The sequence below is a fragment of the Paraburkholderia sp. GV068 genome, assembly GCF_003058125.1.
Taxonomy (GTDB): Bacteria; Pseudomonadota; Gammaproteobacteria; order Burkholderiales; family Burkholderiaceae; genus Paraburkholderia; species Paraburkholderia graminis.
The window spans coordinates 197775-222717 of the sequence record NZ_QBUB01000001.1 but is presented as its reverse complement, the minus strand read 5'-3'; the positions used below and the strand labels follow the sequence as shown (position 1 = coordinate 222717).

General features: G+C 63.5%; 24 protein-coding genes and 3 tRNA genes. 4 read left to right on the top strand and 23 right to left on the bottom strand.

Going from position 1 to position 24943, the window contains the following annotated elements; all coding sequences use genetic code 11:
- Positions 1 to 133 precede the first annotated feature (133 nt).
- The 7 genes from C8K18_RS01075 to uvrC form a co-directional block, all read right to left on the bottom strand.
- Entirely contained in the window at positions 134 to 1114 is a 981-nt protein-coding gene (locus C8K18_RS01075; protein WP_107706450.1) for a sensor domain-containing diguanylate cyclase, read from the bottom strand.
- 122 nt (positions 1115 to 1236) lie between these two features.
- The gene (locus C8K18_RS01070; protein WP_107706449.1) at positions 1237 to 1995 is read right to left on the bottom strand and encodes a TraB/GumN family protein; all 759 of its coding nucleotides are present in this window, start codon (positions 1993 to 1995) and stop codon (positions 1237 to 1239) included.
- 159 nt (positions 1996 to 2154) lie between these two features.
- Positions 2155 to 2228, bottom strand: a tRNA-Cys gene (locus C8K18_RS01065).
- 99 nt (positions 2229 to 2327) lie between these two features.
- Positions 2328 to 2403, bottom strand: a tRNA-Gly gene (locus C8K18_RS01060).
- An 81-nt stretch (positions 2404 to 2484) separates the two neighbouring features.
- Positions 2485 to 2560 (bottom strand) — tRNA-Gly (locus tag C8K18_RS01055).
- A gap of 219 nt (positions 2561 to 2779) precedes the next feature.
- Complete coding sequence (pgsA, locus tag C8K18_RS01050; protein ID WP_029967771.1) at positions 2780 to 3373, bottom strand: CDP-diacylglycerol--glycerol-3-phosphate 3-phosphatidyltransferase; 594 nt, start codon at positions 3371 to 3373, stop codon at positions 2780 to 2782.
- A gap of 211 nt (positions 3374 to 3584) precedes the next feature.
- Entirely contained in the window at positions 3585 to 5774 is a 2190-nt protein-coding gene (gene uvrC, locus C8K18_RS01045; RefSeq protein ID WP_107706448.1) for an excinuclease ABC subunit UvrC, read from the bottom strand.
- A 153-nt stretch (positions 5775 to 5927) separates the two neighbouring features.
- Here uvrC and earP point away from each other — a divergent pair, with 153 nt between their 5' ends.
- Positions 5928 to 7142, top strand: coding sequence for an elongation factor P maturation arginine rhamnosyltransferase EarP (gene earP, locus C8K18_RS01040; RefSeq protein WP_181324791.1), 1215 nt, complete (start codon positions 5928 to 5930; stop codon positions 7140 to 7142).
- Between the two features lie 317 nt (positions 7143 to 7459).
- Positions 7460 to 8017 carry an elongation factor P gene (gene efp / locus C8K18_RS01035; protein WP_006051954.1) on the top strand — a complete coding sequence of 186 codons (558 nt, stop codon included), beginning with the start codon at positions 7460 to 7462 and terminating at the stop codon, positions 8015 to 8017.
- On the opposite strand, the gene C8K18_RS01030 is transcribed toward efp, so the two are convergent.
- Positions 8014 to 8220, bottom strand: a complete 207-nt coding sequence (locus tag C8K18_RS01030; protein WP_107706447.1) for a hypothetical protein — start codon at positions 8218 to 8220, stop codon at positions 8014 to 8016. The two genes, efp and C8K18_RS01030, sit on opposite strands and share 4 nt — an antisense overlap.
- A gap of 56 nt (positions 8221 to 8276) precedes the next feature.
- Between C8K18_RS01030 and C8K18_RS01025 the strand changes: the two genes are divergently transcribed.
- Together C8K18_RS01025 and C8K18_RS01020 are read left to right on the top strand one after the other, a co-directional pair.
- Positions 8277 to 8483, top strand: coding sequence for a CsbD family protein (locus C8K18_RS01025; protein ID WP_029967776.1), 207 nt, complete (start codon positions 8277 to 8279; stop codon positions 8481 to 8483).
- A gap of 356 nt (positions 8484 to 8839) precedes the next feature.
- Positions 8840 to 10222: a sigma-54 dependent transcriptional regulator gene (locus tag C8K18_RS01020; RefSeq protein ID WP_006051952.1), complete on the top strand. Its 1383-nt coding sequence runs from the start codon at positions 8840 to 8842 to the stop codon at positions 10220 to 10222.
- A gap of 87 nt (positions 10223 to 10309) precedes the next feature.
- Here the strand turns inward: C8K18_RS01020 and nagZ are convergent, their stop codons facing one another.
- The 15 genes from nagZ to fabF all read right to left on the bottom strand — a co-directional run bounded on the left by nagZ (position 10310) and on the right by fabF (position 24846).
- Positions 10310 to 11338: a beta-N-acetylhexosaminidase gene (gene nagZ, locus C8K18_RS01015; RefSeq protein ID WP_107706446.1), complete on the bottom strand. Its 1029-nt coding sequence runs from the start codon at positions 11336 to 11338 to the stop codon at positions 10310 to 10312.
- A 66-nt stretch (positions 11339 to 11404) separates the two neighbouring features.
- The gene (acpS, locus tag C8K18_RS01010; protein WP_053858551.1) at positions 11405 to 11821 is read right to left on the bottom strand and encodes a holo-ACP synthase; all 417 of its coding nucleotides are present in this window, start codon (positions 11819 to 11821) and stop codon (positions 11405 to 11407) included.
- Positions 11822 to 11846: 25 nt separating this feature from the next.
- Positions 11847 to 12611 carry a pyridoxine 5'-phosphate synthase gene (gene pdxJ, locus C8K18_RS01005; RefSeq protein ID WP_006051949.1) on the bottom strand — a complete coding sequence of 255 codons (765 nt, stop codon included), beginning with the start codon at positions 12609 to 12611 and terminating at the stop codon, positions 11847 to 11849.
- Positions 12608 to 13531, bottom strand: coding sequence for a DNA repair protein RecO (gene recO, locus C8K18_RS01000; RefSeq protein WP_107706445.1), 924 nt, complete (start codon positions 13529 to 13531; stop codon positions 12608 to 12610). Before recO ends, pdxJ begins: the two co-directional genes overlap by 4 nt.
- Complete coding sequence (gene era / locus C8K18_RS00995) at positions 13518 to 14417, bottom strand: GTPase Era (RefSeq protein ID WP_029967782.1); 900 nt, start codon at positions 14415 to 14417, stop codon at positions 13518 to 13520. The genes recO and era overlap by 14 nt, the downstream gene beginning before the upstream one ends.
- A 51-nt stretch (positions 14418 to 14468) precedes the next feature.
- Positions 14469 to 15734, bottom strand: a complete 1266-nt coding sequence (gene rnc / locus C8K18_RS00990; protein ID WP_082367021.1) for a ribonuclease III — start codon at positions 15732 to 15734, stop codon at positions 14469 to 14471.
- A gap of 139 nt (positions 15735 to 15873) precedes the next feature.
- Positions 15874 to 16767: a signal peptidase I gene (lepB, locus tag C8K18_RS00985; RefSeq protein ID WP_029967785.1), complete on the bottom strand. Its 894-nt coding sequence runs from the start codon at positions 16765 to 16767 to the stop codon at positions 15874 to 15876.
- Positions 16768 to 16785: 18 nt separating this feature from the next.
- Positions 16786 to 18579 (bottom strand): translation elongation factor 4, encoded by a 1794-nt coding sequence (gene lepA, locus C8K18_RS00980; protein WP_107706444.1) that lies wholly within the window; start codon positions 18577 to 18579, stop codon positions 16786 to 16788.
- A 213-nt stretch (positions 18580 to 18792) separates the two neighbouring features.
- Positions 18793 to 19068, bottom strand: coding sequence for a glutaredoxin family protein (locus C8K18_RS00975; RefSeq protein WP_029967786.1), 276 nt, complete (start codon positions 19066 to 19068; stop codon positions 18793 to 18795).
- Complete coding sequence (locus tag C8K18_RS00970) at positions 19065 to 20591, bottom strand: DegQ family serine endoprotease (protein ID WP_107706443.1); 1527 nt, start codon at positions 20589 to 20591, stop codon at positions 19065 to 19067. The genes C8K18_RS00975 and C8K18_RS00970 overlap by 4 nt, the downstream gene beginning before the upstream one ends.
- A 35-nt stretch (positions 20592 to 20626) precedes the next feature.
- Complete coding sequence (locus C8K18_RS00965) at positions 20627 to 21670, bottom strand: MucB/RseB C-terminal domain-containing protein (RefSeq protein ID WP_006051941.1); 1044 nt, start codon at positions 21668 to 21670, stop codon at positions 20627 to 20629.
- A 4-nt stretch (positions 21671 to 21674) separates the two neighbouring features.
- Positions 21675 to 22307, bottom strand: coding sequence for a sigma-E factor negative regulatory protein (locus C8K18_RS00960; RefSeq protein WP_107706787.1), 633 nt, complete (start codon positions 22305 to 22307; stop codon positions 21675 to 21677).
- Positions 22308 to 22390: 83 nt separating this feature from the next.
- Positions 22391 to 22990 (bottom strand): RNA polymerase sigma factor RpoE, encoded by a 600-nt coding sequence (gene rpoE, locus C8K18_RS00955; RefSeq protein WP_006051939.1) that lies wholly within the window; start codon positions 22988 to 22990, stop codon positions 22391 to 22393.
- Positions 22991 to 23105: 115 nt separating this feature from the next.
- Entirely contained in the window at positions 23106 to 23489 is a 384-nt protein-coding gene (locus C8K18_RS00950) for a protein YgfX (protein WP_006051938.1), read from the bottom strand.
- A 118-nt stretch (positions 23490 to 23607) separates the two neighbouring features.
- Positions 23608 to 24846 carry a beta-ketoacyl-ACP synthase II gene (gene fabF / locus C8K18_RS00945; RefSeq protein ID WP_029967791.1) on the bottom strand — a complete coding sequence of 413 codons (1239 nt, stop codon included), beginning with the start codon at positions 24844 to 24846 and terminating at the stop codon, positions 23608 to 23610.
- Positions 24847 to 24943 lie beyond the last annotated feature (97 nt).

The window sequence follows — 24943 nt, the reverse complement described above, 5'->3', positions numbered from 1 at the left end:
AGCTTTGCTAAAAGAAAAAGGTGCGCCGTTCGAGGGTGCGGCGTGATGACCGCATTAGAGCGGCGACCGCGCAATTATGCCGCGCGCGGCGGTGTGCAACCAATGGCAACGAAGCGCAACCCATCGAAGATACTCACGCCTCGCGCGCGGCCCGCGCCTTCGACGCCTGTTTGTGGCTGTACATCGCGGCATCGGCAGCGGACAGCAATTCGGCGATGGAACCGTGCCGCGCCGCGTCGTATTCGATCTGGCCCACGCTGAAGCGAATGCTGTAACCGCGCTGCGCCTGCGCATTGCGCTCGTCGAGTGAATGCGTGAGCCGCTCGGTCACTTCCTGCGTGGCGGCGGCGTCCGTGTCGCTGAGCAGGACGACGAACTCGTCGCCGCCCAGCCGCCCGATCACGTCGCTCTCGCGGAGCGTGCCGCGCAGCACGTCGGCAAAAGTCTTCAGCGCGCGATCGCCTTCCGCGTGACCGAACGTGTCGTTGATCCGCTTGAAATCGTTGAGATCGAAGAACAGCAGCGACGCGGGCCTGTCGAGCCGCTTGCAGACATTCAGCGCATGCTGCGCGAGCGCGGAAAAACCACGCCGGTTCGATAGCAATGTCAGGTCGTCCAGCGTGGCGAGTTGCACGGCCGCGAGTTCCTGCTCGGCCATGCGTGCGAGATCGCGCAGCAGTTCGCGCTCTTCGTCGTCGAGCTCGCGCGGCTTCACGTCGATCAGGCATAGCGTGCCGAGCCTGCTGCCGTTTGGCACGGTCAGCGGACAGCCGGCATAGAAGCGAATATTCGGCGCCTCGGTCACGAGCGGATTGTCGTGGAAGCGCTCGTCGGCGAGCGTGTCGGGCACGGCCAGGATGTCATCGTCGAGGATCGCATGCGCGCAGAAAGAGACGTCGCGCGAAGTCTCGCTCGCTGTAAGGCCGACGCATGACTTGAACCATTGCCGGTTTGCGTCCACGAGACTGACGAGCGCGATGGGCACGCCGAACAGACGCTTCGCGAGCCGGGTGAGGCGGTCAAAGCGCTCTTCGGGCGGTGTGTCGAGAATATGCAGTGCGCGTAGCGTGTCGAGCCGCGTGCTTTCGTTGCTGGGAATCGGTGGTGTGTGCATGGCGTGTCCCCTGAGACCATCTTGCGCAAGGCAGTGGCAATGTGGGCAATCCGGGCTGTGTCAATCGTGCGATTTTGCGCATCTGGACAAGTTCCCGGAAGCGTCGTCGTGACTCGTCGGCTTTACTCGTCGTCGAGTATAGGTTGTGCGGCCCGCCCGAGGCATTCGACAAGGTTGCCCGGCCCGCATAGATGCAGCGCGCCGACCACCACCAGCGTTCGTTGCGCTTGCGGCAACAGGTCGCGCACGCGCTGCGCCCACAGGCGATTGCGCGCATCGAGAATCACGTGGCGGATCTCGGGCAACGTGAAGATCGGCGATTCATCGGCGATGCGAGCCACGGCCGGCAGATCGCCTTCGAGCCATGCAGCATGCATGCGCTCGAGCGTGCGCTGCGGCTCGCCGGTATCGGACATCAGCAGCGAGAGCGCGGCGGCGACGGTGTCGAGCGGAATGGACTCGAGCGCGTCGGCGACCTCGCTCGCCGTCTCCAGATACCGATACGGTTTGCCATGCGCATTCGCCCACCGCAGCATGCGCGGCTCGACGCCGTCGACAAGCTGCTGGAAAAGTGTCGGCGCAACGATCAGCGTGGCCCACGGACGAAGCTCCGCGAGCGGCGCCAACGGACCTTCCGTGGGCCAGGCGGCTTGCAGACGAGTCCAGGCGTCGACGGAAACGAGCGATTGCAGAACTTGTGCGCCGGCTTGTGTATCGGCTTTGAGGAACGGCAGGATCGTCGGCGGATCGGATTCAAAGACCAGCGTTTCGGCCCAGTCATAGGCTTCTTCGATCCAGGGCGGCGTTCTGCGGCTCGACGCGGGAAACAGATGCATGGAGCCAAGCAGGCGCACGTTAGTACCGGGGATGTGTAGATACATGCGCGTTGATGACGAGGACGAAACCCGCATTGTGCGCCAGATGGTGCCCGTGTCGTGTAGCTGGCGATGAGCATCGCAATCGACACGCAAGGCAAAGAGATTGTGAACGCGCAAAAAGAAAAGCCCCGACATGGCGGGGCTTTTCTGCACTTCAACTACTGGAGGCGCGAGCCGGAGTCGAACCGGCCTAAACGGCTTTGCAGGCCGCTGCATAACCGCTTTGCTATCGCGCCGCAAGCGGATCGGAATCTAGCTGCAGATTCGCTGATTTGTCTCGTGGACAAGCTTCAAGTCCACCAAACAAAAAGGGAAGCGTTGCTTCCCCTGATGTATGGAGCGGGAGACGAGGCTCGAACTCGCGACCTCAACCTTGGCAAGGTTGCGCTCTACCAACTGAGCTACTCCCGCATTGCACTGCTTCGCAACGCCTTGCATTCTTACTTCGCAAAACTTAATTCGCCAAACCTACAACGCGCTGCTTCAAAAATCTGGAGCGGGAGACGAGGCTCGAACTCGCGACCTCAACCTTGGCAAGGTTGCGCTCTACCAACTGAGCTACTCCCGCGTATTGACTGCTTACTGCTGCGTACCACGCTCTACTGCACCCGATGTTTGAAACCGCGTGCATCGGAGAAACGAGATTATGGAGAAACGACCGAAACGTGTCAACCCCTTTAGCGAATCTCTTTAACTGAACAGATTTCACTCACGACGTGGCCGTGTCTCTCCGTCTGTCGCCGGCATGCGACCGACATGCGACCGACATGCAAGCGAGCGAACGCACTCAGACGGCCCCGCCCCGCTCGCGAATTTGCGGCCACGCGAGCTTCATGTAATAGAGCATCGACCAGATGGTCAGGAAGGCCGCGAGATAGATGAGCCACAGACCCCACGTGCGCGTGTCGATCGCCACGCCGCCGCCGAACGGCAACACGCCGTTGAACAGCAGCATCGGAATCGCGACCATCTGGCAAGCGGTCTTGAACTTGCCGAGCGAATTCACGGCGACGCTCTTCGACGCGCCGATCTGCGCCATCCATTCGCGCAGCGCCGAAATGGCGATCTCCCGCCCGACGATCACGAGCGCAATCGCCGAGTCGATTCGCGCGAGCTGCACGAGCACGAGCAACGCGGCGGTCACCATCAGCTTGTCGGCGACCGGATCGAGAAACGCGCCAAACGCCGACGTCTGATTCCACTTGCGCGCGAGGTAGCCGTCGAACCAGTCGGTCAGCGCGGCCAGCACGAAGATGGTCGCCGCCGCGAGATTGCGGTGCGCGGGGCTCATCATCATGTCGGGCAAATAAAACACGCCGACGACGAGCGGAATCAGAACGATCCGCAGCCAGGTCAGGAAAATCGGGAAATTGAACGGCATGGGCAGGCGCAGCGTCTGACGGGAGAGTTGCAATTGTGCCGTGTCACCGTGCCTGCCACAAGCAAAGCGGCCCGGAAGCGAGGCGTCGGCGCCGGGAATCGGCGCCAGGCTCGCGGGCGGCGTCCGCGCGCGTTTCGCAAGACGTAGCCACTTCGTAGCCACTTCGTAGCCACTTTCCAGTCGAACGACGCCATCCAGCGCGCGCAGCGAATCAGTGCAATTGCCGGTAGATCTGCTCGGCGAGCGCCTGCGAAATGCCCTCGACGCTCGCCAGGTCCTCGACGCTCGCCGCGACCACGCCGCGCAATCCTCCAAAGCGCGCCAGCAGCCGCTGACGCCGTTTCGCGCCCACGCCTTCGAGTTCTTCGAGCCGCGACGTCTGGCGCGTCTTGCCGCGCTTCGCGCGCATTCCTGTGATGGCGAAGCGGTGCGCTTCGTCGCGGATCTGCGCGACCAGCATCAGTGCCGCGCTTTCCTTGCCGAGTTCGAGCGGCGCGCGGCCGTCGGCGAAAATCAGGGTTTCGAGGCCGACCTTGCGCCCCTCGCCCTTCGCGACGCCGACCAGCATGCCGGTGTCCAGCCCCAGCTCCGCGAACACCTGCCGCGCGATTTCGACCTGGCCCTTGCCGCCGTCGATCAACACGATGCTCGGCAAGATTCCGCCCGACGCGACCGGTTCGCCGGCTTGCTGCGTCAACGGCGGATTGTCGGCGGCGTCGCTTTGCAAGTCGGTGGCTTCGTCGACGGCATTCGCGGCGGCCTGCTCGACCATCTTCTCGTAGCGGCGCGTGAGAACCTGGCGCATCGCCGCGTAGTCGTCGCCGGGCGTGATGCCAGTGATGTTGTAGCGGCGATATTCCGACGACTGCATCTTGTGATGGTGATAGACGACGCACGACGCCTGCGTCGCCTCGCCCATCGTATGGCTGATGTCAAAGCACTCGATGCGCACATGCGCGAGGTCGTCGCACTCCATGCCGAGCGTGTCGATGAGCGCGCGCGTGCGGGCCTGCTGCGAGCCCTGCTCCGACAGGAGCCGCGCGAGCGCGAGCCGCGCGTTCTGCTCGGCCATCGCGAGCCACGCGCGTCGTTGGCCTTGCGGCTGACGCAGCACGGTGACTTTATGTCCGGCCTGCTCGATCAATACGTCGACGAGTTCGCGCGTGGCCGGCGCGTGGCTGACCACGAGGACCGGCGGCACGCGGTTGCCGAGATAATGCTGCGCGATGAACGCCTCGAGCACTTCGGATTCGATGCCGGCTGCGGCGCGAGGTTTGGGTTGTTTCGCGGGCTCCTGGGTGGCGGCGGAATCGGCTTGTATGTCGGCGTTGGCGTCGGCTTCGCCCGCCTCGTCTTCTTCAGGCGGCAACTCCTGTGCGATTGCGAGCGCGTCCGCATCGAGGGACCCGGCCTCGTTGCCCGCGCTCTCTTCAACCGACGACCCCGCATCCAACGCAACCTCAGTAAGCGCGCCCTCATCGCCTGCGTCTTCCAGCCCGCCCTCGTCCGCGGTCAGCGCACTTTCGACGTGCGCAGGGAAATACGCCTTGTCGCCGAGATGCCGGCCGCCGCGCACCATCGCGAGATTCACGCAGACGCGCCCGCCCAGCGCGACCACGGCGAGAATATCGACGTCGCTGTCGCTGCCGACCTCGATCGCCTGCTGATGCAGCACCGTCGACAGCGAACTCATCTGGTTGCGCACCGCCGCGGCCTGCTCGAACTTCAGCTCGCTCGCGAACGCATGCATCTTCTGCTCGAGCTCCTTCATCACTTCGCCCTGGCGGCCGAGCAGAAAGCGCGACGCGTTGGCGACGTCGCGTGCATAGTCTTCTTCGTTGATGTTGCCGACGCACGGCGCCGTGCAGCGGCCGATCTGATGCAGCAGACACGGCCGCGTGCGGTTGTTGAAGACGGAGTCCTCGCAGGTGCGCAACTGGAACACGCGCTGCAGGATCTGGATGCTCTCGCGCACGGCCCACGCGCTCGGAAACGGCCCGAAGTACTGGTTCTTGCGATCCACCGAGCCTCGGTAATACGCCATGCGCGGAAACTTGTGACCGGTCAGCTTCAGATACGGATACGACTTGTCGTCGCGAAACAGAATGTTGTAGCGCGGCGCGAGCGCCTTGATCAGATTGTTTTCGAGCAGCAGCGCCTCGGCCTCGGAGCGCGTCACGGTCGTCTCAATGCGCGCGATGCGCGTCACCATCATCGCGATGCGCGGCGACAGTTGCGTCTTCGTGAAATAGCTCGACACGCGCTTTTTCAGGTCGCGCGCCTTGCCGACGTACAGCACGGCGCCGTGCGTATCGTAATAGCGATAGACGCCTGGCAGATGCGGCAACTGGGCGAGCACTTTCTTGGGCTCGAATTCGATGCTTGCTTCGGGTTCGGTCATGCAGGATCGGCTGGTGGAACTGTCTTGCGAAGCGGCGCGCCGTGGGCCGCGCGCCGCATGAGCGCCGGCGCAAGAAAATCCGACGGGTGCTTCTTCGTGCGAGTGCTTTAGAATCGCCAGTTTAGAACATTCCGCGTCCGCCGGAGCCCTGCGATGTCCTCCACTGCGCCGCTTGCCGGCCCGTCTGCCGGCTCGTCTATCGAATCGCCCGCAGCGACGCCCGTAGCGATCGCCTGCGATATTTTCTGCGCGGTGATCGACAATTTCGGCGACATCGGCGTGTGCTGGCGCCTCGCGCGGCAACTCGCGAGCGAACACGGCTGGCAGGTGCGCGTCTTCGTCGACGATCTGCATGCGTTCCAGAGACTGTGCCCGTCGCTCGCGCTGGATCGCGCGCGGCAGACGGTGGACGGGATCGTCGTCGAGCATTGGCACACGCCCGCGCACGCGGGCGATACGCTCGAAATCGCCGACGTCGTCATCGAAGCATTTGCCTGCGAGCTGCCGCCCGTCTACGTGGCGGCGATGGCGCAGCGCGAGCGCGCGCCCGTGTGGATCAACCTCGAATATCTGAGCGCCGAAGACTGGGTCGCGGATTTTCATCTGCGGCCGTCGCCGCATCCTCGCTATCCGCTCGTCAAGACGTTCTTCTTTCCGGGACTCGGGCCGGGCACCGGCGGCGTGCTGAAGGAGAACCATCTGGAGGCAGCGCGCGCCGCGTTCGAAGCGTCGCCCGCTGCGCGCGACGCGTGGTGGACGAAAACCGTCGGCCGCGCGCTGCCGGTCGGCGCCACGGTCGTCTCGCTGTTCGCCTACGAAAATCCCGCCGTCGACAGTCTGCTCGAACAATGGCGCGACGGCGACGAGCCGATCGTGCTGCTCGCGCCGGAGGGCCGCATTTCCGGCGCGCTGGCGCGCTTTTTCGGGCTGGCTTCGTTCGGCGCGGGCGCGCACGCAGAACGCCGCGCGCTGAACACGCACGGCCTCGCATTCACCGAACAATCCGGATACGACGCGCTGCTGTGGGCAAGCGACGTCAACTTCGTGCGTGGCGAAGATTCGTTCGTGCGCGCGCAATGGGCCGCGAAGCCCTTTGTCTGGCACATCTACCCGCAAGCCGACGACGCCCATCTGCCGAAACTCGACGCCGCGCTCGCGCACTACGCCCGCACGCTTCCCGCCGATGCCGCCGCTGCGCTCGCCGGCTTCTGGCATGCATGGAACGGCGCCGGCGCGCCCGACTGGGCAGCGCTGCGCCGCCACTACCCGGCGCTGCGGCGGCGCGCGCTCGAATGGGCCGGCGAGCTGGCGCAAGTCGGCGACCTCGCCGGAAATCTCGCCTTGTTCACAAAAACTCAGTTAAAATAAGCGGTTATCCAACGGCCGACGACGCAAGCGCGGTCCGATCGCAGCAAAAAATCCTGGTGTTTCCGGTTTCGTCCGAGCTCTTTTCCGACCTAAAACGGTCGCAAAGGCGAGGCAGAGTCGGAATAACCCGCGTCAGGACCATGCTGCCGAGCGGCGCCACTCGTGAATCCCGCGGCAAGCCAACCACGCTTCGTGCATCGCCTCCCGTCATGCCGCCTCGTCGCGGCGCGGCGCAACGCGCAGGAAACGTCGAAGCCGCTTGCGCCGTATGCCGTTGAGCACAAGTTGAAGCTATTAATTTCGTACAGGACAGTTTTATGAAGACCGCACAGGAACTCCGCACCGGCAACGTCGTGATGATCGGCACAGACGCAATGGTCGTGCAAAAGGCCGAGTACAACAAATCGGGCCGCAACTCCGCCGTCGTCAAGATGAAGTTCAAGAATCTGCTGACCGGCGCAGGCATGGAAAGCGTCTACAAGGCAGACGACAAGTTCGACGTCGTCGTGCTGGAGCGCAAGGAAGTGACGTACTCGTACTTCGCCGACCCGATGTACGTGTTCATGGACGCCGACTACAACCAGTATGAAGTCGAAGCCGAAATGATGGGCGACGCGATGAACTACCTCGAAGACGGCATGGCTTGCGAAGTCGTGTTCTACAACGAGAAGGCCATCTCGGTCGAACTGCCGACCACGCTGGTTCGCGAAATCATCTACACGGAACCGGCTGTCAAGGGCGATACGTCGTCGGGCAAGGTGCTCAAGAACGCTAAGCTGAACACCGGTTTCGAACTGCAAGTGCCGCTTTTCTGCAACATCGGCGACAAGATCGAAATCGACACGCGCACGCACGAGTACCGCAGCCGCGCCTAAACGCCGGCAACCTGATCCCAGCGCAACGCATCGCGCGCTGAGAAAAAATACGAAAGCGCCCAAATGGGCGCTTTTTCTTTTTTGTGCCGCCGAGTATCGTTGAGGAAAACTTTACCGGCAATTTTGTCCAAATTGCCGGTCGCGTTGCCCGATCTTGCCGCCCGCGACGATGTAAGCCCTTGATCTAGCGAATCAAAGCGCATTGGCACAAGTCATGCTAGTCAGCACTTACCTTATGTTTGTCGACCGGAGATGCGAGATGAACAACGACATCGCTGAAGGCAAGTGGAAGCAGCTCGTTGGCAAAGCCAAGGCGGCGTGGGGCGAGCTCACCGACGACGAATTGACGCAGGCCGAAGGCCGCGCCGACCGTCTCGCCGGGCTGATCCAGGAACGCTACGGCAAGAGCCGCGAAGACGCCGAGCGCGAAGTGCGCCGCTTTTTCGACAGCAACCGCGATTTTTGACAGCAGAACCGACGTAAATACCGGCGCCCTTGCCGGCCACGCCGTGGCCGCAAGGATGCCGGCGGATTTGGACCGGGGGCAGCGCGACGTGCATCGGTGCGTCGCGCACCGCCCTTTTGCTACAGCAAAGGACCCGAACTACGTGAGTCGACTCGCCGTCCGCTTCGCCCGGCGCCCTGCGCGCCGGATACCGTGCTCATGCCGACTGGAAGGCCGCTGCTACGCCTCCTCGGCTGAGGCTGCGCGCGTGGCGACGCATCCGACCGACAGTACCGGCCAGCCATCGTGCCCCCGCCACGCGCAGCAATTGCAGCGCGGCAACGGATATTCCATTCATTTAAAAAGTTGCGCTCGCCATGCCACACGCCCTGATTGTTGAAGACGATCCCAATAGCCTGTCTGGTCTGTCCGCCATTCTTGCTGCCGACGGCTTTTCCGTCGACACGGCGACGACCATCGCCGAGGCACGGGCCGCGCTCACACGCTTCATCCCCGATGTCGTGCTGGTCGACCTGAATCTCCCGGACGGCAGCGGGCTCGACCTGTTGCAGCATCTGCCCGCGCATCCGCCAGGCGGCGCGTTGCCGGTCATCGTCATGACGGGCAACGCGACCGTCGAAAGCGCGATCGAGGGCTTGCGGCACGGCATCTGGGACTATCTGCTGAAGCCCGTCAACATTCCGCGGCTGCGCAGTCTGCTCGCGCGCATTCCGCGGCCGTACGAGCTGACCGAGGAAGTTCAGACGCTGCGTACGTCGCTGCGCCAACTGGGCCGCTTCGGCTCGATGCTCGGCCGCAGCGGCGCGATGCAGCACGTCTACGACACCATCGAACATATCGCGCCGACGGAAGCGGCCGTGCTGATTTCGGGCGAAGCCGGCACCGGCAAGCAGGTCGCCGCGCGCACGATGCACGACATGAGCCGGCGCCGCAAAGGTCCTTTCGTGACGCTCGACTGCCGCAGCGCGGGCGGCACGGCGGCGCTCCGTTCGCTGGACAGCATTCTGTTCGGCCACGAACGCGGCGCGTTCAGCGGCGCGGAGCAGCGCGAGCCTGGTCTCTTCGAGCAGGCGAGCGGCGGAACGCTTTTCATCGACGAAATCGCGGAGTTGCCGCGCGCCCAGCAGGAGGCGCTGCTGCGCGCGCTCGATTCGCAGACCTTCATGCGCGTCGGCGGAACGAGCCAGGTGGTGACCGATTTCCGCCTGATCGCGTCGACGCGCAAGGCGCCGCGCGCCGCGGTCGCCGACGGCAGCCTGCACGAAGATCTCGCGCTGCGCCTCGAAGCCGCCGCCGTGACGCTGCCGCCGTTGCGCGAGCGCGGCGAGGACCCGGCGCTGATCGCGCAGGCCATCGTCGACGAACTGAATCAGGACGCCGCTGCGCGCGGCGCGTCGGATGTCGCGAAACAGGTCGGGCCGAATTTCCTGCGCGAATGTCTGAGCTACGAATGGCCGGGCAACGTGCGTGAGCTGGAGGACCGCGTGCGGCGCGCCTATCTCGCGTCGGGCGATGTGCTCGAATCGCTGCGCGCCGACGAAGCGGGCTCCGTCAACGGCCGCGATCTGAACGGCAGCCGCGTGCAGGTCACGGTCGGCACGCCGCTCGCCGATGTCGAAGAGATGCTGATTCGCGCGACGCTCGATGCGGTCGGCGGCACGCGTCATCGGGCGGCGTCGCTGCTCGGTATCAGTCCCAAGACGCTCTATAACAAGCTGCAGCGGATGCGGCTGAACTGACACACAGCGCGCTTCGCGCGCGAACGTGCAATGAAAAACGGCGCCTTATTCGCAAGGCGCCGTTTTCTTGTTGCCTCCGCTCGCCGCTCAGGCGAACGCGCTGCGCAGCAACGTCTGCGCTTGCAGATACTGCGGCTGCGCGACCAGCTTGCTCCACTTGAGCGCCTTGCCGCGCGGGCGCATGCGCTTAAGCCGCTGCTGCGATTCCTTCGACGGCGTGAAGCGCAACTCGTCCAGCACCTTTTCGGCCTGTTCCGGCTGATTGCAGATCAGCACCATGTCGCAGCCGGCCTGCAGCGCCGCGGTCGCGCCTTCGGTGAGCGTGCCGCCTTGCCGCGCGGCTTCCATCGACAGGTCGTCGCTGAAGATCGCGCCTTCGAAGCGCAGCTTGCCGCGCAGAATCTCCTGCAGCCACACGCGCGAAAAACCCGCCGGCTTCGAGTCGACTTGCGGATAGACGACGTGCGCAGGAATCACCGAGCCCAGCGACAAACCGAGCCAATCGTACGGCGCGACGTCGTCGCGCAGAATTTCGTCGAGCGAACGATCGTCGACGGGCATCGCGACGTGCGAATCGGCATGCGCAAAACCGTGCCCCGGAAAATGCTTGCCGCAGTTGCTCATGCCGGCCAGCGCGAGACCGTGGTTGAGGCTTTTCGCAAGCAGCGTCACCACGCGCGGGTCGCTATGAAACGCGCGATCGCCGATCACCTGCGACTGCCCGTAGTTCAGATCGAGCACCGGCGTGAAGCTCATGTCGATGCCGCACGCGCGCAGCTCGGAAGCGAGGATATAGCCGACCGCGGTCGTGACCTTGGTGGCGTGCAGAACGTCGCTGTCCCACAGCGCGCCGAGCTTGCCCATCGCCGGAAGCACGGTGAAACCGTCGGTGCGAAAACGTTGCACGCGGCCGCCTTCGTGATCGACCGCGATCAGCAGATCGTCGCGAATCGCACGGATCGAATCGGTCAGCGCGATGAGTTGCGCGCGGCTCTCGTAGTGGCGCGCGAACAGGATCACGCCGCCGGTCATCGGGTGAGCAAGGCGGCGCTTGTCGTCGTCGTTCAGCGTTTTGCCGACGACGTCGAGCATCACCGGTCCGGGAATGGTTTTCATCGAATTCCGTTGGAAGATTGCGTGCAAGGACAGACGCGGCCGTTTCGGCCGCATTCGGAGTGGTGTCTATTCAACGCGGGATGACGGCTCAGCGCTTTCGGCGATCACAAACGACACCGCGTAATCGCGCTCGTCGCTGATCGTCACGCGCGCGGTGATGCCGCGCGCCTCGAGCCATTCGGCGAGTTCGCCCGATGCGACCACCATCGGCTCACCGCTCGGCTTGTTGAGCGTTTGCAGCGCGCGCCATGTCATCGGCCAGTGCATGCCGAGGCCAATCGCCTTCGAGAAGGCTTCCTTCGCCGAGAAGCGCGTGGCCAGAAACGCGAGCCCGCGCGCCGCCGACCGCGCATTGCGTGCGTGATAGACGCGCAGTTCGTCGGGGCCGAGCACCTTCTCGGCAAAGCGGCCGTTGGTGCGCGTCATCACCGCGGCGACGCGGCTCACTTGCACGATGTCCGTGCCGATACCGTAGATCGTCATAGGCGCGACCGTCCCGGCGACGGCATCAGGCGCGTGCGCCGAGACGCGCGGCGACCATGATCGCCTTCATCTCGCGCACCGCGTTGTCCCAGCCCGCGAAGATCGCGTGCGCGACGATCGCATGACCGATGTTCAGTTCGACGATGCCGTCGATCGCCGCGATCTGCTGGACGTTCGTGTAGTGCAGGCCGTGGCCGGCATTGACCTTGATGCCGAGCGTCGCGCCGAACTCGACCGCGCGGACCACGCGCTCGTATTCGCGCTGCTGTTCTGCGGGATCGTGCGCTTCGGCGTAGCGGCCGGTATGCAGCTCGATCACCGGCGCGCCCGCTTCGTGCGCCGCGCGAATCTGCGTCTCGTCAGGATCGATGAAGAGCGACACGCGCGAGTTCGCGTCCGCAAGCTGCCTGCACGCGGCGCGCACGGCCTCGAACTGGCCGGCCACGTCGAGCCCGCCTTCGGTCGTCAGCTCCTGGCGCTTTTCCGGCACGAGGCAGACGTCGTGCGGCTGCACGTCGCAAGCGATGTCGAGCATTTCCTGCGTGACCGCGCATTCCAGATTCATCCGCGTCTTCAGCAGCGGACGCAGCGCGCGCACGTCGGCGTCGACGATATGGCGGCGGTCCTCGCGCAGATGCAGCGTGATGGCGTCGGCGCCGGCCTCCTCCGCCATCAACGCGGCGCGGATCGGGTCGGGGTACGACGTGCCGCGCGCGTTGCGCAGCGTGGCGACGTGATCGATATTCACGCCGAGATCGATCACATTCGGCGACGTTAGAAAGAAGCTCATAAGTTCTGCAAGTCGATCAGGATCTGGCGCGTCGCGAGCGGCGTGCCGCCAAGGTAAGTATTGAGCAGAAAGCGCATCAGCGTTTTGCTTTGCGCCACGGTCTGCGCTCGATGGTAATCGTCCTGTTCCATATCGAGCAAGGTTTGGCCCGCGACCACGGGCCATTGAGCGGGCAAGTCGTCGGAGGCTTCGCGCACGCCGCGCTCGGGGTCGAACACGTAGCGTTTGCCGGCATCGACCGCTTTGCGCGTGACCGTCCGATCGAGCGACATCGCGTAACCGGTCTCGCGCAAAAGCACGCGCTCGAACGAGCGCAGCACCTGCACGGGCGGCTCGTCATGCGCGAGGCGCGTCATCGTGACGACGTAGTGATGGAACAGTTGCGGATGCGGATCTTCGCGTGCGCAGAACTTCACGAGCAGCTCGTTCACGTAGAAGCCGCACAGCAGCGCGTCGCCCGTCAAAGGCAACATGCCGCCGACCCATTCGGCGCCGGTCAGCGTGCGCACTTCCGACTTGCCCGACCACGACAGCGCGAGCGGCTGGAACGTCTGCAACACGCCGCGCAACGCCGAGTGCGGACGCTTCGCGCCCTTCGCGACGAGCGCGAGGCGGCCATGATCGCGCGACAACACGTCGATGATCAGACTCGTCTCGCGATACGGATAGCTGTGCAGAACGAATGCGGGCTGCTCGGCGATCCGGTATTCGGAAGCGGAGCCCGAGCGCGACGACTTGCGAGCCGGCGTCTTGCGCGGCTCGTCGCCGGCAGCGCCGGCATCGGCGCTGGAGGTCTTTCTGGTGGAAGTTTGGCGCCTAGAGCGAACGGATTTCGAGCGGCCGCGCGACGGCTCGGCCGACTCGGAGTCGTCCGGGTCGGTGCCGGAATTCAGCGTGACCCACGCGTCATTCGTACCCATACGCACGAAGTCCTGCTTCGTTGTCGGCCCAGCCGCTCTTCACCTTGATGAAGGTTTCGAGATATATCGGGCCGTCGAACAGTCTTTCCATGTCGAGGCGCGCCTCGGTGCTGATCTGCTTCAGCTTCGCGCCTTTCTGGCCGATGATCATTGCCTTGTGCGTATCGCGTTCGACGAGAATCGTCGCGAAAATACGGCGTAGGCGCCCTTCGGTTTCGAACTTGTCGATCAGCACGGTGCTTGTGTACGGCAGTTCGTCGCCGGTCCAGCGAAACACTTTTTCACGCAGGATTTCGGCCGCCAGAAAGCGTTCGCTGCGATCGGTGAGATCGTCTTCGCCGTAAATCGGCGCGCCTTCCGGCAGATACGGTTTGATGGTCGCCATCAGACGCTTGATGTCGTCGGGGTTCTTGGCCGACAGCGGCACGATCTCGTTGAACGGACGCAGCGCGCTCATCTGCTGCATGAACGGGAACAGCGAATCTTTATCCGACACGCGATCGAGCTTGTTCGCGATCAGCAGCGTGGGCACCGACGGCGGAATCAGGTCGAGCACCTTCTGGTCGTCCGGGCCGAAACGGCCGGCTTCGATCACGAACAGGATCGCATCGACGGAAGTCAGCGTGGACGTCACCGCGCGGTTCAGCGAACGGTTCAGCGCGCCGCTGTGCTTGGTCTGAAAGCCGGGCGTGTCGACGAAAATGTACTGGACGTCTTCGAGCGTGTGAATGCCGGTGATGCGATGGCGCGTAGTCTGCGCCTTGCGCGACGTGATGCTGACTTTCTGGCCGACCAGCGCGTTCATCAGCGTCGATTTGCCGACGTTCGGACGGCCGACGATCGCGACCATGCCGCAGCGAAAACCAGTGGGAGTGGGAGCGTTCATATTCGGGCTACGGCAGGTTCGGGGACGCGCGGAAGTCGCGCGCCAAGGCAATCAATGGCCCGCGTCGGCGACGCGCGTTTGTACCGCGTCGGCTACGCCGGGTTCGTGTTCGGTGGGCGCCGCCGCGTTCGTTGCGGGCGATGCGGAGCTGGCCGCCGCATTGGTCGCTGCACTGGCCGCCGCACTAGCCGCGGCGTCGCGAGTGCGGTGCGGCTTGTCGGTTGTGCGGGCGGCGGGTTCGGCGGGTTTTGGGTCGGTGGGCCTGGCTTCGGCGGGCTTCGCTTCGGCCATCTTCGGTTCGGCGGCGGGCTTGTCTAGCTTGTCGGCTTTATCCGCCTTTTCGCCCCTTTCGACCCTGTCCGCGCGCTCCAGCTTCTCCGGCGCGCTGTACTCGACATGCGCGGCGCGAATCACCGCGAGCGGCGCAGCGACGGCCGCCACCGCGATCGCCGTGCGTTCCGGTATCGGTTCAGCGGCCGGCGCCGTCCGCATTTCGCCGCGCGCTGCCGCGCGTTCGTTCTTGCGGTCGGGACTGCGCAAATCCAGCGCTGCCTGCACGCCAGTCACGCCCGGCACAATCTCAGCCTCGGCCTTTTTCGCCGCGCGCGCGCCCTTCGACCGCTTCGACTTGGAGACGACAGCCGGCGCCGCGGCCATGACTTCGTCGAGCGCCTTCTTCGCCGCGGCTTGCTCTGCCGCGCGGCGGCTCGCGCCCGAGCCGGACACCTTCACGTCCAGCTTCGGCACGGTGCATTCGACTTCGAACTGCTGGTTGTGCGCCGCACCATGCGTGGCGACGACGGTGTACGTCGGCAACGCAATCTTGTGTCCCTGCAGATATTCCTGAAGGAGCGTCTTGGCGTCCTTGCCGAGCGTGCGCGGGTCGATATGATCGAGAATCGGCACGTAAAGACGTTTGATGACCGTCTGCGCGGCGTCAAAGCCGCCGTCGAGGAACACCGCGCCCAGCACGGCTTCGAGCGTATCGGCGAGAATCGACGGCCGACGGAAGCCGCCGCTGCGCAGTTCGCCCTCGCCGAGGCGAAGACCTTCGGAAATATTCAGGGCCTGAGCGATTTCGTACAGCGATTGCTGCTTGACCAGATTTGCACGGACGCGCGACAAATCGCCTTCGTCTAGCTTGCCGAAACGTTGGAACAAAAGCGCAGCCACCGCGCAATTCAGAACGGAGTCGCCAAGAAATTCGAGCCGTTCGTTATGCGTGGAACTGTGACTGCGGTGCGTTAAAGCCTGGCGCAACAATTCCGCATTGCGAAATTCATAGCGCAGACGGCTTTCCAACGGAGATGAGGGCATGGGCAGAGTATAACGCGGGCGCCGTACCGGGCGAAAACGCGGTACGGCCAGCGGAAAAAGCGTGGTGAAGCGACGTTACCGGACTTTCTTAAAGTGGCGTGATAGCACGTTGCCACTTACAGGGATCGCGCGTGATCGCTCACTGGAACGAACCAATGCGCTTGAGATTGCTGAAGTTCATCCAGATGAAAAACGCGCGGCCGACGATATTCTTGTCCGGCGCGAAGCCCCAATAGCGGCTGTCCGCACTGTTATCGCGGTTATCGCCCATCATGAAGTAATTGCCCGGCGGCACCTTGCAGATCACGCCGCGCGCGTTGTAGCTGCAGTTATCGCGATACGGATAATCTTCGGCACCGACGATAAACGGCGGCACCGCGGGATTGTTCAGAATCGCGTTCTTGCGGCCGTCGAGATTTTCTTCGAACTGCTTCGCATAGCCGAGACGCTCTTCGTCGAGATAATCGGGCAGCGGCGTTTCGGGCACCGGCTTGCCGTTGATGGTCAGCTGCTTGTCCTGATAGGCAACGGTGTCGCCGGGCAAGCCGATCACGCGCTTGATGTAGTCGACCGACTCGTCTTTCGGGTAGCGGAACACGACCACGTCGCCGCGCTGAAGCGGACGGCCTTCGGTGATTTTCGTATTGACGATCGGCAGACGCAGGCCGTAATCGAATTTATTGACGAGGATGAAATCGCCCACCAGCAGCGTCGGCACCATCGAACCGGACGGAATCTTGAACGGCTCGACAACGAACGAGCGCACCACGAAAACCACCAGAATGACGGGGAAAAAGCTCGCCGAATACTCGAGCCACCAGGGCTGGCGCAGCTTGTCGTCACGCAGACGCGCGCGCGTTTGAGCGGCGTTTTCGTCGGCGAAACGCTCGCCCACGCGTTCCTGCTGACGGTCGAACTCGGCGACCACGGCATCTGCCGCGCGCCGCCGTTGCGGCATAAACACCAGTTTGTCTGCGACCCATGCGACGCCCGTCAAAACGACGAGCACAAAAAGAATCAGCGCAAAATTCATAGGGTTCCGTTGTTCGTCTTATTTGTCTTCGACACGCAGGATGGCGAGGAAAGCCTCTTGCGGAATCTCGACGGACCCCACTTGCTTCATTCGCTTCTTGCCTGCCTTCTGCTTTTCCAGCAGCTTCTTTTTACGAGAAATGTCGCCGCCGTAGCATTTTGCCAGCACGTTCTTACGCAACGCTTTAATGTTTTCACGCGCGATGATGTTCGAGCCGATGGTGGCCTGAACCGCCACGTCGTACATTTGCCGCGGAATAAGCTCGCGCATTTTCGCCGCGACTTCGCGGCCGCGATACTGGCTTTGCGAACGGTGCACGATGACCGACAGCGCGTCCACCTTGTCGCCGTTGATCAGCATGTCGACCTTCACGACATCCGATGCGCGGTATTCCTTGAACTCGTAATCCATCGACGCATAGCCGCGCGAAATGGACTTCAGGCGATCGAAGAAATCGAGCACGACTTCGCCCATCGGAATTTCGTAGGTCAGCTGCACCTGGCGGCCGTGATATTGCATGTTGATCTGCGTGCCGCGCTTTTGCGTGCACAACGTGATCACCGGGCCGACGTAGTCTTGCGGCATGTACAGATTCACCGTGACGATCGGCTCGCGCACTTCCTCGATCTTCGACGGCTCCGGCATCTTGGCCGGATTCTCGACCATGATGGTCGTGCCGTCGCGCTGCACGACTTCGTAGACCACCGTGGGCGCCGTGGTGATCAGGTCCATATCGAACTCGCGCTCGAGACGTTCCTGCACGATCTCCATATGCAGCAGCCCCAGGAAGCCGCAGCGGAAACCGAAGCCAAGCGCTTGCGAAACTTCCGGCTCGTATTGCAGCGACGCGTCGTTGAGCTTGAGCTTTTCGAGCGAGTCGCGCAGCGCGTCGTACTGGTTTGCTTCGACCGGATAGAGACCGGCGAACACCTGCGGCTTCACTTCCTTGAAGCCCGGCAGCGGCTCGGCTGCCGGACGATTCAGCAGCGTGACCGTATCGCCCACTTTCGCCGCGGCCAATTCCTTGATGCCCGCGATGATGAAGCCCACTTGCCCCGCCGACAGCGATTCCAGATTCTTCGACTTCGGCGTGAACACGCCGACATGCTCGACCGGATATTGGGCGCCGGTGGCCATCATGCGAATTCTGTCTTTCGGACGCAGCGTGCCGTTGACGATACGCACCAGCATGACGACGCCGACGTAGTTATCGAACCACGAGTCGATGATCAACGCCTGCAGCGCCGCTTCGGGATCGCCCTTCGGCGGCGGCACTTTCGCGATCAGCGCTTCGAGCACGTCTTCGACGCCCTGGCCGGTCTTCGCGCTGCAATGCGCGGCGTCCGTTGCGTCGATGCCGATTACGTCTTCGATTTCGGCGATCGCGTTCTCGGGGTTGGCGGCCGGCAAATCGATCTTGTTGAGCACCGGAATGACGTCGACGCCGAGTTCGATTGCCGTGTAGCAGTTCGCGACCGTTTGCGCCTCGACGCCCTGGCTCGCGTCGACGACCAGCAGCGCGCCTTCGCACGCGGACAGCGAGCGGCTGACTTCGTACGAGAAGTCGACGTGGCCCGGCGTGTCGATCATGTTGAGGTTGTAGACCTTGCCGTCGCGCGCGCGATACGCCAGCGCCGCGGTTTGCGCCTTGATGGTGATGCCGCGCTCGCGCTCGAGGTCCATCGAGTCGAGCACCTGGGCTTCCATCTCGCGGTCGGACAAGCCGCCGCAAATCTGGATGATGCGATCGGCAAGCGTCGACTTGCCGTGGTCGATGTGCGCAATGATCGAGAAGTTACGAATATGATCCATTCAGTGCCGATCAAGCAAAAAAGGCGCGCTCGGACAATAGCGGAGCACGCCTTGTAAGTAGGTGAAAAACCTGTCTATTTTAGCCGAAAAGGCAGGTGCCCGGCGGATCTTGCGAGGGTGGGACGGCGAGACGAACGGCGCAGCACGCGCGATTCGACCTCCGCCAGAGCTGAAAGCGCGTGCCAGCGCCTGATGACGAGAGCGCGGCCGCTCTCAACGTGTGGCCGCCGATGCGGCCTTAGCGCGCGCCATGAGCGCAGCGCGCACCCGCGATTCGTCGAGATGGTAGTGACACAGTTCGACGCCGTCGCACAGCAAAACCGGCACAAGTTCGTTGTAGCGGGCTTCGAGCAACGGGTCGCTGTCGACGTCGACAACTTCGACCTGCGCGCCGAACTCGGCCAGCAAGGGCTCGAGCGCGGCGCGCATGTCGTCGCACAGATGGCACCACGCGCGCCCGTAGAGCGTGAGCGGCGCCCTCTCCGTCATTTCTGAACGCCGCGCGGACGAATCGGCACGAACTGCGTGTTCTCGCCGCGGCGAACCAGCAGCGCGACCATCTTTTGCGAATCCAGGTGCGAGCTCAGTTCGTCGAACTGCTTCGCGCTCGTGATGTCGGTATCGCCGACGCGCAAAATGATGTCGCCCTTCTGCAAGCCGACTCGCGCAGCGGGACCGTCCACTGCGTCGATCTGCACGCCGTTGCGCAGTTTGAGCGCGCGCAACTGATCGGCCGGAATGTCGCTGACGGCCACGCCCAAGGCGTTCGTGGCGCGCTGCTTCGGCGGCTGCGGCTTCTTCTGGTCGGCCTTGGCGGTCTTGTCCGGCTGCATTTCGGCGATGGTCACCGGCAGGTCGCGCGTCTGGCCCTTGCGCCACACGGTGATGGTGGCCTTCGTGCCCGGCTTCGTGTCGCCGACCATGCGCGGCAGGTCAGTCGCCGTATCGACCGAATGGCCGTTGAACTTCAGGATGATGTCGCCCGGCTGTACACCGGCCTTGTCCGCTGGGCCGCCCGGCTCGACACTGCTGACGAGCGCGCCCTGCGCCTTCGGCAAGCCGAGCGAATCGGCGACGTCTTTGGTCACTTCGCCGATTGCCACGGCGATCCGGCCGCGCACGACCTTGCCCGACGCCTTCAGCTGATCGGCGACGCGCATCGCTTCGTCGATCGGAATCGCGAACGAAATGCCCATGAAACCGCCGGTGCGGCTGTAGATCTGCGAGTTGATGCCGATCACCTCGCCCTGCATGTTGATGAGCGGTCCGCCCGAGTTACCCGGATTGACGGCCACGTCGGTCTGGATGAACGGCAGATAGTCGCCGGTGTCGCGCCCCTTCGCGCTGACGATGCCGGCCGTCACCGTGTTTTCGAGGCCGAACGGCGAACCGATCGCGACGACCCACTCGCCCACGCGAACCTTGTTCGAATCGCCGATGGTGATGGTCGGCAGATTCGCGGCGCTGATCTTCACGACTGCGACGTCGGTGCGATCGTCCACGCCGATGAGCTTCGCCTTGAACTCGCGCTTGTCGGTCAGCGTGACGTAGATGGTGTCCGCGTCGTCGATGACGTGCGCGTTAGTCATCACGTAGCCGTCAGCCGACAGGATAAAGCCCGAGCCGACGCCGCTGTTCTGTTCGGGGTCGTTGCTGTCGGGCGTGTCCTGACCGCCGCCACTTCCGCCACTGCCGCCGCTGCCACCGTTATCGCCGCCGCGCGGCGCGCCTGGAGATTGCGGCGACTGCGGCATCGGAATGCCGAAAAAGCGCCGGAAGAACTCCGACATGTCGCCGTCGTCCATACCCGGCGGCAACGCGCCGCGCGGGCCGCTGCTCGTCGCGCGCGTGGTCGTGCGAATGTTGACGACCGCCGGACCGACCTTGTCGACAAGGTCGGTGAAGTCGGGCAGATTGGCGGCGGAAGCGGCCGACGCCGTGTGCGGTGCGAACGGCAAACATGCCGCCACGACCGCGGCCGCGAGGAATTTGCGCACCGAGAAAGTCGTCATATCGTAGGAAGCCGAGGGATTCAGGAGTCGGAGAATTACTTCGGAGCCTTGTATTCTATGGCAGAGGCAAATTGCTGCAACGTGGCCTGGGGCACTTCGCCGAGCAGGGTAATCCAGAAATCGCCGCGCCGCTTCACCAGCACGTGCGTCGCGCCGCTGCTGCCCGCGCCTTCCTTGCGCGTGTTGTTCTCAACCGGCTCGATGAAGACCGAGACCGCGGCTAGACCATCCGAGAACACAGCCTGATCGACCGGAATGGTCGGCTGGCCCGCCTCGCGCGCCGCCATCGGACGACGCAATTCGCGGATCTTGCGAAAACCCGGCACCGAGGCCCCGAACTGCCAGCCTTGCGCGGCCATATCCACCGGTTCAATGGGCGGGCGCACCACGGTCCAGCCGGCGGTATTGCGAATGCCGTTGACAATGCCAGTCTTGTCGACGGGCACGCCGATGCGAATCTGGGAGAACGACAGTTGTTCGAGCACCTGGCCGTTCGGGTCGAGCGTCTGCGCGCGCAGCAGCAAGCCGGTCTTCTTGTCGGCCCACAGTTTGTAAGCGAAGCGGTACGCGTCTTTCGGATCGAGTTCGATCACCTGACTTTCGACGCCGGCAACGCGATCGTCGCCGAGCAGTTTCGGTTCATACACGGACAGAACCTGTTCGCCGCTCACAGCCAGCAACGCGGGGAACGAGTCTTTGTTCTGGCGTTTTTCAACGACGCACAAGTGGCGTTCCGGCACGAACGTGTAGAGCTCGTCGTTATGGCGCAGCATCTTGCGCGGCTTGCCGTCGAGGCTTTCCAACTGCTCGAATTCGCCGTCGGCACGGGTCGCGTAATGCGCGATGCGCGACGTTTGAACGAAGTTGCCGCGCTGATAAACGAACGCGCCCTCGTAGTTCTGCTGCTGCGCGGCCTGGTGAATGCGATCGAGAAGATCGGCGGCCGTGCGACGGGCGACGAGCGGATCGTCGGTTTGTGCAAAGACCCGCGGTGTCGCGGACAACAATACGGCTGCGCAGAAGAGAAATGCCGGCAGCCGCCCCCAGATAGTCGTTTTATTGAACCGCGGAGTCTGCATCAAACTATTGGCCTTGCGTGGAAACGGCGGCGGCGCGGATCAGCGGCATGGAACCCGGCATGACCGGTTGCTGCGCGAATTGCTGATGTGCTTCCAGATACTGGTCGAGACTCGCGTCGCGAATGATGTTGGCGTCTTGCGCGACCGGCATCACATTCGCCGAGGGCACGGACGCCATCGCGACCTTTTGCAGCGCATCGCCATGCGAGGACACCGAGGCGACCTGCGTCGCGCCGGGGCCGCCCGGCACGCCCTGCAGTTGCGGCACGACGATCCACGTCAGCGTGGCGGCCGCGGCAGCGACTGCAAAAGCCGGCACTACCCGGCGACGCAGCGCCAGCAGACGGCGCGTAACCGGCTGAGCGGATGGCGCGAGCAGATGCGGCTCGCTTTCGAAGCGCGTAGCGAATCCGCTCAGGAACGCGTTGCTAGCCGCAGAACCGACCGCCAGATCGTCGGAACGCAATGCGTCGCCGATCAGGTGATAGCTGGACCATGCGGCGCGATCTTCGCCGTCCAGCTCGGACACAAACTTGTCCACATTCAGATGCTCTTCACCGAACAGCTCGCCGTCGACAAAAGCTGACAGACGCTCGCCGCGCGAACTGGCTTGCGATTGCATCGAGACCGACCCCATGATGCTCCCCATCTTACGAAAACCCCGTAGTGACACCACTAATCCAGATATTGCACCCGAGCCCCGTTCGGCGCGCTAGTGACTTACCAGCGCTTGCCTTCGGGTGTGTCAAGCAACGGACGCAATTTTGCCGCAATGGCTTCGCGAGCGCGGAAAATTCGCGATCTGACGGTGCCGATTGGGCAGCCCATCATCTCAGCGATTTCCTCGTAGCTCAAACCTTCAATTTCACGAAGAGTAATGGCGGTACGCAGCTCTTCCGGTAAAACCGCCATCGCAGCATTGACCGTCTCAGCGATCTGCTTGCTCATCAACATCGACTCAGGCGTGTTGATATCCCTTAGTTGGTCGGCGTCCGAGAAAGTTTCAGCTTCTTCAGCATCTGCTTCGGTCGATGTGGGTGCGCGCCGGCCCTGGGTCGCAAGGTAGTTCTTCGCGGTGTTGACCGCAATCCGGTACAACCACGTATAAAACGCGGATTCCCCGCGAAATTGCGGCAACGCCCGGTACGCCTTGATGAAAGCGTCTTGTGCAACGTCTTCGACTTCGGCGGGATCGCGCACGAGGCGCGAAATCAGCCGGAGAATCTTGCGGTGGTATTTGGAGACCAGAAGCTCGAACGCGGCCTTGTCGCCCTTCTGGACGCGCTCGACCAGCACCTGATCAATTTCTTTTTCGCTCACCTGATAAATCCGTTAACTTGAGGGCGCATGACGGGGGCACCATTGTAGCGTCCCCCTCGGCGAGGCACGTTACGGAGGTCATGCCGCGCGGTAACAGCGGTTACAGTCGTAACAGTCACGCGCCGGCGCGGCGCCGGGCGCGCACCGCCAACTCGCGAAAGACCGCTGGCGGGACGGTGTCGGCGGGAACCAGCAGCGTTTGCCGGCCACCCTCGTCCGGCTTCAGGATGAGCACCAGCAAACGGTCGCCCCAGTGCGCGCAGCCCGCTATGCGGCCTTGTGCGAGCAGGATACCGGCCCGCCCCCACGCAGTGAGATTCTCGCGGCCGATCTGCAGAGCCACAGGTTGCGCCCGGTCGTGCCTCAGCGCGCAAAGCGCGAGAAGCGCGAACACGGCAAGCGTCAACGGAACCGCCTGCCACGCGCCGAGCCACGGCGACACGCAGCGATAAACCGCCGCCGACGCCGTCGCTACAAAAGCAGCCGACGCAACGCGCATCGCGAAAGAGCGCCGCAGCGCAATTCGCTGCGGCGCTCTTTCGGACATAGCCGTTGTTTCAGGGCAAAGCGCCGGCGAGGCCGGCGCCGTCGACTGGTGCGTCACCCGGCTACGAGCGTCAGGCGCGTTTGAACACGAGCGTGCCGTTCGTGCCGCCGAACCCGAACGAGTTCTTCAGCGCGACGTCGATCTTCATCTCCCGCGCGGTATTGGCGCAGTAGTCCAGGTCGCACTCGGGGTCCTGGTTGAAGATGTTGATCGTGGGCGGCGACACCTGATGATGCACGGCGAGCACAGTGAACACGGACTCGAGACCGCCGGCGCCGCCGAGCAGGTGACCCGTCATCGACTTCGTCGAATTCACGACGATGTTCCTGGCGTGGTCGCCGAATGCGCGCTTGATGCCGGTGGTTTCAGCCAGATCGCCGAGCGGCGTGGACGTGCCATGCGCGTTCAGGTAATTCACCTGGTCCGCGTTGATGGCCGCGTTCTTCATCGCCGCGAGCATGCAGCGACGGGCGCCGTCGCCGTCTTCGAGCGGTGCGGTCATGTGATACGCGTCGCCGCTCATCCCATAGCCGCCGACTTCCGCGTAGATCTTCGCGCCGCGCGCCTTCGCGTGCTCGTACTCTTCCAGCACCATCACGCCGGCGCCTTCGCCGAGCACGAAACCGTCGCGGTCCTTGTCCCACGGACGGCTCGCCGTTGCCGGATCGTCATTGCGCTGCGACAGCGCGCGCGCCGCCGCGAAGCCGCCGATACCGAGCGGCGACACGGTCGATTCAGCGCCGCCCGCGATCATCACGTCGGCGTCGCCGTATTCGATCAGGCGCGAAGCCTCGCCGATACAGTGCAGACCCGTCGTACACGCGGTGACGATCGCCAGATTCGGACCCTTGATGCCGAACTTGATCGACAGATGACCCGAGATCATGTTGATGATCGACGCCGGCACGAAGAACGGCGAAATGCGGCGCGGGCCGCGATTGAGCAATTCGGTTTGCGTGACTTCGATCATCGGCAGACCGCCGATGCCCGAGCCGACCACGACGCCGATACGCTCCGAATTCTCGTCGGTGACTTCCAGGCCGCTGTCCTGCATCGCCTGGATGCCGGCAGCCACGCCGTAATGGATGAACGTGTCCATGTGGCGCGCTTCCTTACCGGGGATGTAGTCCTCGATATTGAAGCCCTTCACCTCGCCGGCGAAACGAGTCGAGAAGTTCGTAGCGTCGAACTTCGTGATATTGGCAATACCCGACTTGCCGGCGACCAGATTGGCCCAGCCGTCGGCAACATTATTGCCAACAGGCGAAATCAGCCCCAGGCCTGTAACAACAACACGACGGCGGCTCACGGTAACCCCTTTTTCATAGATGACAAAAGCAAAAGCCACAGCGGCCACAGGAACCTGCCCTGTGTACCCTGTGGCTGTTAAGTCGGCAATCGCGCGG

Excerpts from the sequence above, each read along its gene's own strand:
- C8K18_RS01030 (WP_107706447.1), bottom strand. The coding sequence starts at position 8,220 with ATGCGCTTTGATTCGCTAGATCAAGGGCTTACATCGTCGCGGGCGGCA.
- pgsA (WP_029967771.1), bottom strand. The coding sequence starts at position 3,373 with ATGCCGTTCAATTTCCCGATTTTCCTGACCTGGCTGCGGATCGTTCTG.
- earP (WP_181324791.1), top strand. The coding sequence starts at position 5,928 with ATGTCCTCCACTGCGCCGCTTGCCGGCCCGTCTGCCGGCTCGTCTATC.
- nagZ (WP_107706446.1), bottom strand. The coding sequence starts at position 11,338 with ATGAAAACCATTCCCGGACCGGTGATGCTCGACGTCGTCGGCAAAACG.
- C8K18_RS01025 (WP_029967776.1), top strand. The coding sequence starts at position 8,277 with ATGAACAACGACATCGCTGAAGGCAAGTGGAAGCAGCTCGTTGGCAAA.
- C8K18_RS01075 (WP_107706450.1), bottom strand. The coding sequence starts at position 1,114 with ATGCACACACCACCGATTCCCAGCAACGAAAGCACGCGGCTCGACACG.
- C8K18_RS01020 (WP_006051952.1), top strand. The coding sequence starts at position 8,840 with ATGCCACACGCCCTGATTGTTGAAGACGATCCCAATAGCCTGTCTGGT.
- rnc (WP_082367021.1), bottom strand. The coding sequence starts at position 15,734 with ATGCCCTCATCTCCGTTGGAAAGCCGTCTGCGCTATGAATTTCGCAAT.
- uvrC (WP_107706448.1), bottom strand. The coding sequence starts at position 5,774 with ATGACCGAACCCGAAGCAAGCATCGAATTCGAGCCCAAGAAAGTGCTC.
- acpS (WP_053858551.1), bottom strand. The coding sequence starts at position 11,821 with ATGACGATCTACGGTATCGGCACGGACATCGTGCAAGTGAGCCGCGTC.
- C8K18_RS00960 (WP_107706787.1), bottom strand. The coding sequence starts at position 22,307 with ATGGGGTCGGTCTCGATGCAATCGCAAGCCAGTTCGCGCGGCGAGCGT.
- recO (WP_107706445.1), bottom strand. The coding sequence starts at position 13,531 with ATGGGTACGAATGACGCGTGGGTCACGCTGAATTCCGGCACCGACCCG.
- era (WP_029967782.1), bottom strand. The coding sequence starts at position 14,417 with ATGAACGCTCCCACTCCCACTGGTTTTCGCTGCGGCATGGTCGCGATC.
- C8K18_RS00965 (WP_006051941.1), bottom strand. The coding sequence starts at position 21,670 with ATGCAGACTCCGCGGTTCAATAAAACGACTATCTGGGGGCGGCTGCCG.
- C8K18_RS01070 (WP_107706449.1), bottom strand. The coding sequence starts at position 1,995 with ATGTATCTACACATCCCCGGTACTAACGTGCGCCTGCTTGGCTCCATG.
- lepB (WP_029967785.1), bottom strand. The coding sequence starts at position 16,767 with ATGAATTTTGCGCTGATTCTTTTTGTGCTCGTCGTTTTGACGGGCGTC.
- pdxJ (WP_006051949.1), bottom strand. The coding sequence starts at position 12,611 with ATGAGCTTCTTTCTAACGTCGCCGAATGTGATCGATCTCGGCGTGAAT.
- lepA (WP_107706444.1), bottom strand. The coding sequence starts at position 18,579 with ATGGATCATATTCGTAACTTCTCGATCATTGCGCACATCGACCACGGC.
- C8K18_RS00970 (WP_107706443.1), bottom strand. The coding sequence starts at position 20,591 with ATGACGACTTTCTCGGTGCGCAAATTCCTCGCGGCCGCGGTCGTGGCG.
- efp (WP_006051954.1), top strand. The coding sequence starts at position 7,460 with ATGAAGACCGCACAGGAACTCCGCACCGGCAACGTCGTGATGATCGGC.
- C8K18_RS00950 (WP_006051938.1), bottom strand. The coding sequence starts at position 23,489 with ATGCGCGTTGCGTCGGCTGCTTTTGTAGCGACGGCGTCGGCGGCGGTT.
- C8K18_RS00975 (WP_029967786.1), bottom strand. The coding sequence starts at position 19,068 with ATGACGGAGAGGGCGCCGCTCACGCTCTACGGGCGCGCGTGGTGCCAT.